Here is a 13,017-nt window from a genome sequence, read left to right as displayed (position 1 = left end):
TTTGTTATCTATACTTTTTTAAACACCAGATAATGCCAGAAAGAAGCGCCATGATCGGCCTGCATCTTCGTCGCGAAATCAGGTCGGATACGAGATTGATTCATCAGATCGTCAAAGGCGCGAAACCGCTTTTCCACCTTGGTGGTCACCCCATTCTGTATCCAGAAAAAAGGATTTTTCTGATTCAATACAATGACTGCCTCCTGCTGGCTGATCGCCATCGTGGGCCAGACTTCCGTTTTAGCATAGGTTTCCAATAAACGTTGGAAGTTCTTCAGGTCTTTGCGTGCCAGATACATGGATACCAGATACTGCATCGGCAGCGGATTCGCCGGGTTATTGACCGCCAGCTGTTCAAATACAACGGGGGTATTACCCGATTTCACATAGATTCCGTCCTTAACCAAACTTTTTCTTTTTGCCAGTAATGTCTTATTTTGCGCCAAAGCCTCTTCGTCGTACAGATAACGACGATGTTCTTTGGCCCAATCCTTATAAGCCAGGGTGTGCTCCAGGATGTTGATATATTTCTCGGCCACCCCGTAAGCGCCATAGATCAGATTGGTTTCGACCAGACGTTGCATCAGGCGCACGTTTCCGGTATATTGCGAGCTGAGACACCCTTCGAAGGCCAATTTCTGTGCCGCACCGATATCTCCGATCTGATAATAAACCTCACAGAGCGCGATCGCATGCGGGAAAGTACTGTCCCAATCCGAAATCAGCGTTTGCGATCCCCGTTGGTCATACTCGAACAGGCGATTGCCCAACTCTCCTTTTTTTGCTAACGCCAGATTCAACAGATTGATCGTATGGTTATTATATTTTTCCCGGGGAAAGGTCTGAATCACCTGATCCCATTGTTCATGACGCACGTAATAATCCTGTTCCATATTATCCAATATCACCCGCGTATCGCGCTCGGCCATCACATACAGAACGACACAGAACGGCAACAGCTGCAAACCATAAGACAAGATTGCCGTCTGCTTTTTCGGCTCTTTCATGTTCTTTATCAGACGTGCCAAAACCAAACTTCCTGCCATCGCCCACCAGGCATAATATAGTTTCTTCTCATGAAGCAGATGTTCAAAATAAAAGTCGGGGAATAAAAGCATCCGGTACTCTCCCTGCCACCCCATCCGCATAGACAGGTAAGCGATCAAGAGCATTTCCAACGGAAGGATCACAAACCAATAAGATTTCCGGGGGGCTGTCAAGCCCTCCCCTAACAGGGCGACCAAAGCAAACAGGAAAGCGACCGGACCGGCCAACAGGAATAGTACCGGAACCAGTACTACTCCTGCCACCAGCCTTCTGATAACATCTTTAATGCCTGTGAAAACTAATAAACCTCCCAACATAAATAAAAGGCCGATCGTGCCCTGCACCTTATAGTTCATATCCACATGAACAGTCAAGAGGGCTACGACCGGTAAAATACTTAATAAACAGGTCAGGGAAACGGGAGCCAACCTTCTCAAATTTGCCTGTAACAAAACACCAATACCTGTCAATAAAAACGCTGTAATCAAGGCTCCCACGCCTGGATATATATAGAGTTGAACACAAAAGAGCGAGATATACAAAGCCAAACCACCGGGTTGTAAGATCGTTTCCCGGGCAAACTGCGGCGTATAAAGGAATAATTGCAATTGTTCGATATAGTAGAAGTAATACGAATACTTCCACTGGAAGAACAGAAATAAACCGACAAATACAGCGATCCAAAAGATCACTATACCGAGATTCAGTTTCATATAATGGCTATTTCTATTCATCCGTTTGTTTTACTTGCTATGGCTTTACGTTGTGTCTTTTTACTTTGTATAGAAAAAAACGTTGATCCTCAACCGCGCTTTTCTCTTGAAAATATTCTTCTTATTTTCTTAAATAGTATTACACTCGTTAACGTCTTTCAACGATACAAAAGAAGTGTTTTCACTTCACTATGCTCTTCAATAATCGTTCAAATACTTTCACTATTTATTCATTGACAGGTTTGCCAACTCAGGACACACCGCTGACATTTAAGTAGATACACATTTACACATCAAAAATCCCCGATAAAAACGGGAAAAAGTAGAGTTATTTGTTTGTCCGCAACACACTATCCCATACGATAGTGAGAATACTAAATTTTTCATAAAAGTTTTTGTGTATGGCTTCATGCAAAAGAACGTCAAAAAGCAGCATTTGCTTCCAAGTAGTGATTTATTTCAAAGATGGAAAACTGAATGTACCGGGCACAACCTTAAACACCAGTGTTTCCCCCTTTTTCCCCGAAGCTTCCAACGTTACCAACGCCGTCCTTCTTGGGGATACCTTTTCGTTTGAATAATGGGTATGCAAGACATAATGCAACTGATTGTCTTTGTCGCAGAACAGGTCGCCATGTCCGGTTCCGTTGAAACCCAACAGATGACGGTCGATGATCGGATTGCCCGCATATTTTTTCCACGGTCCGTAGGGAGAGTCCGCGATGGCATACCCTACCGCATAGTCGATATTCCGGAAATCGTTCGTCGAATAAAAGAAATAGTAACGATCGTCCTCTTTGATAATGGTAGGTCCTTCCGCCACAGGCCATTCGACGTTTTGTGTATTCTCCCACTTCTCTTGGGCCGAAATACATTCTGTCAGGGTTTCCGCTTTGATCGAACGAAGATCCGGATTCAACTCGGCGACAAACAAACGGTTTCCCTCCGTCAGCCGCACATGATACAGATAGATTTTCCCATCCGTATCGAAAAAAACATACGGGTCGATCTGCCTGATCGTTGCCGGTAACTTTTCGATCTGCTCTTGTCGGAAAGGGCCTAACGGACTATCCGACGAAGCTATCGCGATAAACTCATCGGCCGTATAGGCCATATAATACTTATTATTATAGGTAAAGATCTGGGGCGCCCAAAAACCTTTCGTGCCAAAGCTATCCCCTTTCTTCAACGCATAGCCATCCGAAGCGCCATGCGGACCGGTCCATTCCTTCAAGTCGGTCGAGGTATACACCAAAAAGCCCTGGTCGGCATTCGCATGCGCCCCTCCACCCGTGCCATACAAGTAATATATACCGTCAGCATAAAAAATCGTCGGGTCGGCAAGATAAAGGCTCGGATCTTCCGCCTCTTCGCCAATCGTCGCATGGGCTCCCGAACAAACCAGGGAAAGAAAAAAGAAAAAAATGGGTGATAAAAACAGGATTCGCATGGCTCTCAATCTTAAATATAGGATTATACATGAATTGAACACCGGCAAAGGAAAACTATTTGCCGACTTTCCCTTTTCAATAATCTGTCAAATGCTTTAAGATTTTAGTCAGAAGAAAAGAATCCGAACCGCCGTGGAATATTTCATCCTACCGCCGGGAGTATATTGTCATTTTCGGGGGAGGAGTTGGTTGTTGATAACCGTCAACACATTTGTTGATAATTATCAACAAATGAATAGTCCCGCCAATGGGTTCATTTACTGGCTTGTATGTTTGCGCACATCGGCGCCCCACATAAGCTTCTCGCGGAGTGTTTCGTAGAAGGTGTGATTGTGGCGTTTGATCACTTGGGTCGTATGTTCGGCACGGCTGATCCGGAGCTCTGTTCCGGCCGAATACACCTCCGATCGGCCATCGAGGGCAACCAGAAACGTATCACTCCGGCTCTCGACCTGCAAACGGATATCGATCGAATCGGGAATAACCAGCGGACGCACATTCAGGGAGTGAGGCGCGATCGGGCTCAACACAAAGCTCCGGCTCTGCGGGACAAGGATCGGGCCATTCACACTCAGGGAGTAGGCGGTCGAGCCGGTCGGCGTAGCCACCACCAGGCCGTCCGACTGATACGAAGTCAGGTATTTTTCGTCTAAAAAAGTATGGATCGTGATCATGGAAGAGGAATCGCGTTTCATGATGGCGATCTCATTCAAAGCATAAGAATGATTATCCGCCGCCTCATTTCCCGTATGCAGGTGAAGCAGGGAACGTTCTTCGGTCTTGAAATAGTTTTTACTGATCTCTTCCAGCGTATTTTCGATCTCGCTGCTGTTGATATCGGCCAGGAAGCCGAGCCTTCCGGTATTGATTCCCAAGATAGGAATCCGTTGTTTGTTGATACGTGCGGCTGTGCGGAGGAATGTGCCGTCGCCTCCGACACTCAACGCGATATCCAGGTCTAAGGGTTCGGTTTCCGTCAGCAATCCTTCCACAGGCGGGGCATACTGTAACTGCTCGGCCAGGAACGTATAAAAAGTAATATCCACATACACTTTTGCTTCCAGGGCATAAAGTTTTTCAAACAAATGCCTGATCAGGCTTAACTTGCCTACCTGGTACTCACTGCCAAATATCCCGACTTTCATATTCTTTACTGATGGTTTACATATTCATATAATATAATAGCTCTTCCATCCGGTGTTGCAGAATCTCATCCACTATACCTTCTTCCATATAATGAAATAATACCGTATAGTTGAAACGCTCAAAACTACGGATCACCGGAGAAGCATCTTCCAGATCGATCTTCAGGGTGATGGACAGACGCCCCGTATCTTTATCGGTTAAAGAAAGCAGATTGAGGATGTGTGCATTGTTCGACTCGACGATCCGGGCGATATCGGATAAGGTATAGTCTTGCGGAAACATCTCCAATACGATCACACTACCGGCCGCGTCCGCACTACAAAATTCGGCCAGGGCATCCAGCATTTTTTCCCGGGTGATCGCTCCCAGATACTGCCCTTCGGCATCGACAACAGGCAAGAGGTGAAGCCGGTAGCGGGTCATCAGGTTCAAAGCGACATGCAAACTGGTATTTTTCCGTATGGCCGGCGCGAAAGGGATAGGTTCGCCTATCGGTTCGGAGAGTCGCGGCATGAGCAATAGATCTTTCTCTGCCACAAGGCTTTGGTAAATATTCTCGTTCACCAAAGGCAGGTGTGCCGTTTTAAAGTCTTCCATCAATGCCAGCGCATACTCCGCTGTGTCAAAACTTTTTAACACCGGAATTTCTTTTGTTATGAAATCTTTCATCCACATTATTCTGTTATATACTAAAATACTGCTAAATTTGCCGATACATTACTGCAAACACTCTATTTATGGAAGCAAATGTAATGAAAGAAACAGGATATAACCCTATAGAATGACAAATTTAAGTGTAAATATAAATAAGGTCGCGACGCTCCGAAATGCGCGTGGCGGCAATGCTCCTGATGTAGTAAAAGTAGCGCTGGATTGTGAAGCCTTCGGCGCCCAGGGAATCACGGTTCATCCCCGCCCGGATGAAAGACATATCCGCTACAGTGATGTGTATGCCCTGAAACCGCTGGTAAAGACAGAATTCAATATCGAAGGATATCCCGCCAAAGAGTTTATCGAGCTGGTGTTGAGAGTGAAACCGGAACAGGTGACCCTTGTTCCCGATGCGCCGGATGCCATTACGTCGAATGCCGGCTGGGATGTGCAGACGCATTTCGACGGGTTAAAAGAGTTGATCGACCGGTTCAAGACGGAAGGGATCCGCACCTCCATCTTTGTCGGAACCGATCTCTCTACGATCGAATGGGCGGCTAAAACGGGTACCGACCGGATCGAACTGTATACCGAGCCCTATGCCGCGGCCTACGCTGCCGACAGGCAGACCGCCGTGGCACCGTTTATCGAAGCGGCACGCTTGGCCCGCGACCTGGGTATGGGCGTCAATGCCGGACACGACCTGAGCCTGGAGAACCTGGCGTATATCCATCAGCAGATCCCCTGGCTCAAAGAAGTATCGATCGGCCATGCCCTGATCTGCGACGCGCTTTACCTGGGATTGCAGGAGACCATCGCGCAGTATAAGAAACAATTAATAGGCTAACGTTTGAAGTAGCGAGTGCAGAAGCCAAACTTGTTTGGATTATGCCGAGTCACGCCAAACGACTATTTTTAATGAATAATTAATAAATAAAAACAATGAGTATTTTACTGTTATTACAGGCCTTAGGGGCACAAGCAACAGACCAGATGCCGGAATTCACATCGGTCACCGTCCCCACGGAAGCAGAGATCAACATTATCGACCTCGCCTTTAAGGGTGGCTGGATCATGATCGTTTTGTTATTGATGTCGTTACTGGCGATCTATATCTTTATCCAACGGCTGATCGTTATCCGCCGCGCCGGCAAAGAGGATGTGAACTTCATGAACCGGATCAAGGATTATATCCATGAAGGGAAGGTAGACTCGGCCCTGAACCTGTGTAGAAGCACAAATACTCCCTCTGCGCGAATGATTGAAAAAGGAATCACCCGCCTGGGACGCCCGATGAACGACGTACTGGTGGCCATCGAGAACGTAGGGAACCTGGAAGTGGCGAAACTGGAAAAAGGATTTCCCGTGATCGCGACCACGGCTGCCGGCGGACCGATGATCGGTTTCCTCGGTACGGTAACCGGTATGGTGCGCGCCTTCTTCGATATGGCAAACGCAGGCTCTAATGTCGATATCACGTTGCTTTCCGGAGGTATTTATGAAGCGTTGGTGACTACCGTCGGTGGTCTCGTTGTGGGGATCATCGCTTTGTTTGCTTACAACTACCTGGTTTCACAGGTCGACAACGTAGTCAACAAGATGGAAGCCAACACCATGGAATTTATGGACTTATTAAATGAACCGGCTAACTGACATGGCTTTAAAGAGAAGAACAAAAATAGATCCCGGCTTCAGCATGGCTTCGATGACTGACGTTATCTTCCTGCTGTTGATCTTCTTTATGATTACCTCGACGATGGTCGTGCCCAATGCGATAAAGGTAACCTTACCCCAATCGCAGAAGCAGACGGCAGCCAAGCCGTTGACCCGGGTAACGATTGATTCGCGTCAGAACTACTACGTCGCCTTCGGCAGCCAGCGGGAAAGACAAGTATCCTTTGAAGAGATCACGCCTTTCCTTCAGGAGATGGCCATTCAGGAACCGGATATGTATGTCGCCCTCTATGCGGATGAGACGGTACCCTATAAAGAAATAGTGAGAATACTCAATATTGCGAACGAGAATAATTTCCGGATGGTACTGGCTACCAGACCAAAGAAATAATTTATGAATCTGAAGAAAGACGACATATACAGCTTAGTCGGCACGCTGCTTTTCCATCTGGTGATCTTCCTGATACTTTGGTTCACCGTATTGAAAACGGTGGTGCCCGAAGAAGATGAAGGGGTATTGGTGAACTTTGGGAATCTGAATGCTGCGGCAGGAAGCTTTGAGCCTCGTTATACGGGTGAGACCGTTTCACAGCCCACGACACCTCCGCCTCCCTCCTCGCCTTCCACGCAGACCCAACAGGAAGAATTGGTCACTCAGGATATCGAAGAAAGCATATCGCTGGCCGATGCCAAGAAGAAAGAAGAGCTGAAGCGAGAAGAGGAAAAGCGCCGTCAGGAAGAAATCGAACGGGAACGATTGCGCCGCGAAGAAGCTGAACGTCAACGCCTGGTTGAAGAACAACGCAAGCGGGAAGAAGAGATCACCAACCGGGTGGCCGGAGCTTTTGGCATGGGCAATACCGACGGGACAAGCCAGGGTGATGCCACCGAAGGAGAAGGAAATCAGGGTAGTCCCTTCGGTAATTCGGATCAGGGCGAGAACGAAGGTGTCGGCGGATATGGTACCTTCAACCTGAACGGACGTTCGATCGGATCGGGAGGACTCCCGCGTCCGGCCTATACCATACAGGAAGAAGGACGTATCGTGATCAATATCACGGTCGACCCCAGAGGAAACGTCATCTTTACCGAGATCGGCCGGGGTACGAATATCACCAACGAATCGATGCGTAAAAGCGCGATCGAAGCGGCGCGTAAGGCGAAGTTCAACAGCATCAACGGGACCAACAACCAGAGCGGAACAATCACCTATGTATATAAACTACTTTAAAAAAGGCATGATATGAAAAAAGCATTTGTATTCTTAGCAACCGGCTTCGAAGAAACGGAAGCGGTGGGTACCATCGACGTATTGCGTCGTGGCGGTATTGAAACGACTGTCGTTTCGATCACTGCGGAACGGACTGTAAAAGGAGCGCACAACCTGGATGTGGTAGCGGATGCCCTGTTTGACGAGGTGGATTTCTCGGAGGCTGACGCATTGGTTCTGCCCGGAGGTATGCCCGGCAGCAATAACCTGAATGCTTTCGAACCGTTGAAAGCGCTTTTAAAGAAACAATACGATGCTGGGAAATGGGTGGCTGCGATATGTGCTGCTCCATTGGTTCTGGGCGGCTTAGGCTTCCTGAAAGGACGGAAAGCCACGTGTTATCCCAGCTTCGAACCCACATTGGAAAGCGCCATAGCCACAGGTGAAGCCGTAGAAACCGACGGCAACGTGATCACCGGCAAAGGACCCGGCCTGGTCTTCCATTTCGGCCTGGCGATAGTCGAAGCGCTGCAAGGCAAGGCTATAGCGGATGAGGTGGCTGAGGGGTTGTTGGTTTAAAGAGTTTAAGGTCTTTTAGGTCTTTTAAGTCTTTTAGGTCGGTGGTAAGACTTAAAAGACCTAAAAGACCTAAAAGACCTTAAACTCTTAGATCACAAGCGCCACCGTCACAATCCCCGCAAAAAGAAAAACCAAAAGCGAAGTCTGCCCCAGGATCTGATTCAGCGCCCGGCCTTCCAACCGCTTAAACTTCGTCCAGGTCATCACAAACAAAGCAAAATACAGGGCAAAAAGGACATCCAGCCACACCTTCTCCCACAACAGAAAAGGGAGCACAATAACAAGTGCCAATAACCCGTTCACCAGATAGATGATACGCCCATACCTCTTCCCGAACAAGACGATCGTGGTGCGCTTATTCGATATCTTATCCTGCTCGTAGTCGCGGTAATTATTGACCACCAGAATATTAATCGAAAGGAAACCCATCGCCAGCGAGAGCAAAAAGGCCAGTAAAGAGAACCCATTCGCCTGCACATAATAAGTGAAACAAACCGGAACGATCCCATAGAACAACAATACGCACACATCGCCCCACCCCTTATAAGCCAAAGGATAAGGCCCGGCGGAATAAGCCAGTACACAAACTGCCATGCCTATGCCGACCGGCAACAGGATCCATCCCCCGTAGAACAACAGGAAACAGCCGCAAATGCAGGAAAGGATCAACGCGACCAACGTCCCGTTCAGCATCGCTTTCGGACGGATCCAACCCGAAGCGACCGCCCGGGCCGGCCCCAGACGGTCGTCCCGGTCGGCACCTTTCTTATAATCGAAATAATCATTGGCAAAATTACTGGCGATCTGCGCCAACAAAGCCACCGCCACGCAGAGCAAGGCCGGGATAAGTTGGAAAGCCCCCTCCCGCCAGGCAATGGCCGACCCGACCACAACCGGGCTCAATGAAGCAAATAATGTTTTCGGCCGGGCCGCTTCGACCCAGGCAATAAAGGTATTTTTGTTTGTTGTCATATTTCAGGCTACAAAGTAAAACAAAAAACCCCGAATAATAGCTTCGAGTGATAAAAGTGCTATCTTTGCTCCATGAAAAAGTTTCTTTTCATACTGGGGCTTTTTTTGGCACTTTTGCTGCATATTTCTTCCGAAACGGAAAGAGATGAGGCAAATGATTCTTTGACTGAATACGAACACAGTATCAAAGAGCAGCATGCGGCTGCCGATACCCAAAAACGTTTCGAGCAGATCGGGAAAGATATGCGAAACAGCAATTGCCTCACGCCCCGCCGGCATGTACAGACCAATTATAGCCCGGTTCCCCTGCGGGTCGTCCGCCATGCCGTGCGCATTATTCAGGATATTCGCCTGAAAGAAGCCAGCCAACTTCAACGGGTTTCCGAACAGGTTACCCTATGTCAAACCACTAACTATTCTATCCTTCTCAGCCGCTTGGGATATCGGATATATGCCTTGCGGAAAATCATTATTTAGCCGTTCACCGCGTAGTTAAAGTAGTGTCGTACTACTTCCCTTATTTTTCTTAATCAATTTATTAACAACTCTTCCAGGAGGTGTCACTACCCTATGGACAGAGACTAATCATATTGTAATCATGTCAAAAAAGAATTCAGGAAAAGTCCGCATATATCTGTTTGTACTGCTGACAATTGCCGGATGCGTCTTAGCATGCAGTTCCATCATCACCAACGATTATCTGAAACTGATCATCGTTTTGGCCGCCCTATGTATCGGTGTCGTAGGCATCATGAAAGGATTAAGCAATCCCGGAGAAGCCCATACGGAAGAATAGAAGTAAAATGTAAAACAGATAACAATGAAAATAAATAAAGATTTGGTAGATGCCGTGATGATGATGTCATTCATCTGCCTGGTATTGGTCGGCACGTCGGAATTCGACAGCGAAACGACCCAGCATACCATCATGATCCTATTGGGTGCGATAACCGTAGCCATGGTTGCCTTGCGTTTTATCGGCTCGAGAAAACAAGAAAACCAAGAACTAACTGACTAAATATTTTTTCTCACTTGCAAAAGGCTGTCTCCCCCAAAGAGGCAGCCTTTCTTTTTTTGCCATACATTTTTTAACACTTTTGATTTCGAAGAATATCAAGCGATTAAGAGCGAAGTACGGGGAAAGAGCCGAAAAGTGCTTGCTATATCGAAAAAAACATCTACTTTTGCGCCCGGGTAAGTCCTACACGGCATGCTCCCTCGGAACTCCCCCAGGGCTTGACCGCAGCAAGGGTACTTGGTTGTAGCGGCGCGATGTAGTCAGCTTACCCACCTGCCTCTTTAGCTCAGTTGGCCAGAGCACGTGATTTGTAATCTCGGGGTCGTTGGTTCGAATCCGACAAGAGGCTCAAAAAAGAAGGATCGGCGACAGCCAATCCTTTTTTTGTTTGAAAGAGGATCGGCGACAGCCAATCCTTTTTTTTATTTAGGGCAGCCTACACATAAAAGGGGTCAGTCCGAAAACCTGGTTGCAAACGCCTCAACTCTTCTGCTCAATTATTACCTTTGTAGGCATAATTCTGCAAAAAAGTGATTAAATGCGAAAAAGGATGAACCCGTTGATATTTAGTCTTATAGGCAGAGGTTGTCCGAAACTGTCTTAACCTGAAAAACGCAAAAAACAGTTGTTTTCGTTGCCTTTCCGTTACCAAGTCATTACCTGTTTTGGGTGGTGCAGAATACGGCAAAATGCTATCTATTAAGTTGGAATATAACTGATTGTGCAAATCTGAGCGATTCGTATCGAAATAACTTCTACGCTTGGCTCATTGATAGCAGACCGCTCATTTTTCATAACTCAAATAACTCTGGAAATTCCATCGAAAGTGACCCCCTTCGGCCAATTCAAAGTGACCCCCTAAAGTTGTGTTTCACAACGAGGTCATTTTTGTAGTTGTTTTTGAGGTTGGCAAACATTCTTTTTAGCCGGGGTTACATTTTAAATAATTTTACAAAAATAGTCATTTATTTTGGACTTTCTTTTTCCTGAGAGATTCTCCGTACAGTTCTATTCGGATGGCCTGATGGACAATGCGGTCCAGTATTGCATCGGCGACTGTTTTGTCTCCAATCATATCATGCCAATCTCCTACCGGTATTTGTGATGTAATAACGGTAGATTTCTTTCCATATCGGTCTTCTATTACATCCAGAAGGTTCATTCTGGCTGTTGCGTCAAATGGATGTAATCCAAAGTCATCCAATATCAACATATCCATTCTTTCTATTTTTCTTAGATCGGTCAATATCGTTCCTTTAGCTTTTGCCGCTTTAAGTGTTCCCATCAACCGGGAAGTATTAGAATATAATACTTTGTATCCTTTCAGGCAGGCTTGATATCCAAGAGCCGAAGCCAGGTAGCTTTTCCCTGTCCCTGTACTTCCGGTTATAAACAGGTCTTTATGCTCTGCCACAAAACCAAGCTCAGCTAAACGCTGAACCTGGTTACGGTCTAATCCCCGTTCTATGGAAAAGTCTATTTCTTCCACCGAAGCTTTATTACGAAAGCAGGCCTGCCTGATAGCCCGCTGGATGTTGCGATTACGACGGTCATCCCACTCTGAGATGATAAGCCAGGATACAAACTGATCGATAGTCATGCTTTCTTTGTGCAGCGATTCCAACGAAGTTTTAAAAGCATAATACATTCCCTGAAGACGCATTTGAGTCATCTTATCAAGAGTTTCTTTATTCATTTCCATTTTTTGTTCTTTTATATTGTTTTTTCTTTTTATTGGTAATACTCTTTTCCCCGGATATTCTCATGAGAAGGTATATCTTTGTTTATATCAGCTTCATTCTCCAACGGTAGTTCATCTTGCCGGTTACTAAGTATCCTTTCTATGGCCGGATAGTTATACAAACCGTAGCTTTCAGCCCAGCGACAGGCATTAATTAACCGCTTGGCTCCAACACGGCGAACGAAGCTTAAGATTCCGCTACAAGACTTATAAGCCTGCTCCGGATGCGCTTTAGATTCTATGACTTTGCCTATGTATGTGGCTACGTCAGGATGGATTACAGCGGCTTCCTGGATAAACTTCTCTGCACTCCAATCAGTTTGGAACCTGTGATGAGATGCCAGATGGTCCACATGGGTTGTATATCGGTAACGGGACGGATCACGAGGGTGCTCGGCAATCTTCTCGTATTTATAATAAACTTCCACAAGGAAAGAGGTATAGAGCAACTTAACCTTCTTTCCTATATATTTACTCGGCACGCTATAATAATGGGCATCTTCGCTTAAACGGATATGCCCGTTCTTCATGACAGTTACCTGGGATTGTTTTTTAAGTTCATAACGGATGGGATTAAGTCCGCTAAGATACATCCGCTCTATCTCCTCAAATTGCTCACGACGGCTATAATCACGGCCGGAGAATGGTGTATTGTTATGCACTTCCAATGCGACACGTATAGCGGCGTTTAATGAAGTCAGATTACTACTGATGCGTTATTTTTTTAATTTCAACCGTAACAGGTTGATTATATATAAGATACAAGCGTTCTTTGATTTTTTGATTTGAATTGACCGTAGCTTTGCATCCTTACA

At 46.4% G+C, this 13,017-nt stretch carries 15 protein-coding genes and 1 tRNA gene; 9 read left to right on the top strand and 7 right to left on the bottom strand.

The genetic code is table 11. The annotated features are described in order from the left end of the window. Positions 1 to 8: 8 nt before the first annotated feature. The 4 genes from M2133_RS15115 to M2133_RS15100 all read right to left on the bottom strand — a co-directional run bounded on the left by M2133_RS15115 (position 9) and on the right by M2133_RS15100 (position 5,026). On the bottom strand, positions 9 to 1,760 hold the full coding sequence (locus M2133_RS15115) for a DUF6057 family protein (RefSeq protein WP_277467034.1): 1,752 nt from the start codon (positions 1,758 to 1,760) through the stop codon (positions 9 to 11). Positions 1,761 to 2,214: 454 nt separating this feature from the next. Further along, positions 2,215 to 3,210, bottom strand: a complete 996-nt coding sequence (locus M2133_RS15110; protein WP_277467033.1) for a glycoside hydrolase family 43 protein — start codon at positions 3,208 to 3,210, stop codon at positions 2,215 to 2,217. Positions 3,211 to 3,468: 258 nt separating this feature from the next. Beyond that, on the bottom strand, positions 3,469 to 4,356 hold the full coding sequence (locus M2133_RS15105; RefSeq protein ID WP_277467032.1) for an NAD kinase: 888 nt from the start codon (positions 4,354 to 4,356) through the stop codon (positions 3,469 to 3,471). 16 nt (positions 4,357 to 4,372) lie between these two features. Continuing rightward, positions 4,373 to 5,026 (bottom strand): CBS domain-containing protein, encoded by a 654-nt coding sequence (locus tag M2133_RS15100; protein ID WP_346843247.1) that lies wholly within the window; start codon positions 5,024 to 5,026, stop codon positions 4,373 to 4,375. A 112-nt stretch (positions 5,027 to 5,138) separates the two neighbouring features. On the opposite strand from M2133_RS15100, the gene M2133_RS15095 reads away from it, so the two are divergent. The 5 genes from M2133_RS15095 (at position 5,139) to M2133_RS15075 (ending at position 8,471) form a co-directional block, all read left to right on the top strand. Continuing rightward, positions 5,139 to 5,855: a pyridoxine 5'-phosphate synthase gene (locus M2133_RS15095; RefSeq protein WP_277467030.1), complete on the top strand. Its 717-nt coding sequence runs from the start codon at positions 5,139 to 5,141 to the stop codon at positions 5,853 to 5,855. A 146-nt stretch (positions 5,856 to 6,001) separates the two neighbouring features. Further along, entirely contained in the window at positions 6,002 to 6,661 is a 660-nt protein-coding gene (locus M2133_RS15090) for a MotA/TolQ/ExbB proton channel family protein (protein ID WP_277467051.1), read from the top strand. 1 nt (position 6,662) lies between these two features. Beyond that, positions 6,663 to 7,073, top strand: coding sequence for a biopolymer transporter ExbD (locus M2133_RS15085; protein WP_277467029.1), 411 nt, complete (start codon positions 6,663 to 6,665; stop codon positions 7,071 to 7,073). 3 nt (positions 7,074 to 7,076) lie between these two features. Continuing rightward, on the top strand, positions 7,077 to 7,913 hold the full coding sequence (locus M2133_RS15080) for an energy transducer TonB (RefSeq protein WP_277467028.1): 837 nt from the start codon (positions 7,077 to 7,079) through the stop codon (positions 7,911 to 7,913). A gap of 12 nt (positions 7,914 to 7,925) precedes the next feature. Beyond that, positions 7,926 to 8,471, top strand: a complete 546-nt coding sequence (locus M2133_RS15075) for a DJ-1 family glyoxalase III (RefSeq protein WP_277467027.1) — start codon at positions 7,926 to 7,928, stop codon at positions 8,469 to 8,471. An 87-nt stretch (positions 8,472 to 8,558) separates the two neighbouring features. Here M2133_RS15075 and menA read toward each other — a convergent pair whose 3' ends face one another. Beyond that, positions 8,559 to 9,443, bottom strand: coding sequence for a 1,4-dihydroxy-2-naphthoate octaprenyltransferase (gene menA / locus M2133_RS15070; RefSeq protein ID WP_277467026.1), 885 nt, complete (start codon positions 9,441 to 9,443; stop codon positions 8,559 to 8,561). Positions 9,444 to 9,515: 72 nt separating this feature from the next. Between menA and M2133_RS15065 the strand changes: the two genes are divergently transcribed. The 4 genes from M2133_RS15065 (at position 9,516) to M2133_RS15050 (ending at position 10,810) form a co-directional block, all read left to right on the top strand. Continuing rightward, positions 9,516 to 9,920, top strand: coding sequence for a hypothetical protein (locus M2133_RS15065; protein ID WP_277467025.1), 405 nt, complete (start codon positions 9,516 to 9,518; stop codon positions 9,918 to 9,920). 121 nt (positions 9,921 to 10,041) lie between these two features. Continuing rightward, positions 10,042 to 10,239: a hypothetical protein gene (locus tag M2133_RS15060; RefSeq protein ID WP_277467024.1), complete on the top strand. Its 198-nt coding sequence runs from the start codon at positions 10,042 to 10,044 to the stop codon at positions 10,237 to 10,239. A gap of 24 nt (positions 10,240 to 10,263) precedes the next feature. Then, a complete protein-coding gene (locus M2133_RS15055; protein ID WP_277467023.1) occupies positions 10,264 to 10,461 on the top strand; it encodes a hypothetical protein in 198 nt (65 codons plus the stop codon). 275 nt (positions 10,462 to 10,736) lie between these two features. Further along, positions 10,737 to 10,810 (top strand) — tRNA-Thr (locus M2133_RS15050). Positions 10,811 to 11,422: 612 nt separating this feature from the next. Here M2133_RS15050 and istB read toward each other — a convergent pair. Together istB and M2133_RS15040 are read right to left on the bottom strand one after the other, a co-directional pair. Continuing rightward, positions 11,423 to 12,163 carry an IS21-like element helper ATPase IstB gene (gene istB, locus M2133_RS15045; RefSeq protein ID WP_277467022.1) on the bottom strand — a complete coding sequence of 247 codons (741 nt, stop codon included), beginning with the start codon at positions 12,161 to 12,163 and terminating at the stop codon, positions 11,423 to 11,425. 29 nt (positions 12,164 to 12,192) lie between these two features. Beyond that, positions 12,193 to 12,870, bottom strand: a complete 678-nt coding sequence (locus M2133_RS15040; RefSeq protein ID WP_277467021.1) for a hypothetical protein — start codon at positions 12,868 to 12,870, stop codon at positions 12,193 to 12,195. Between the last annotated feature and the right edge of the window lie 147 nt (positions 12,871 to 13,017).

Source organism: Parabacteroides sp. PF5-6, from assembly GCF_029504695.1.
Lineage (GTDB): Bacteria > Bacteroidota > Bacteroidia > Bacteroidales > Tannerellaceae > QVMG01.
This window is presented reverse-complemented; position numbering and strand designations above follow the sequence as displayed.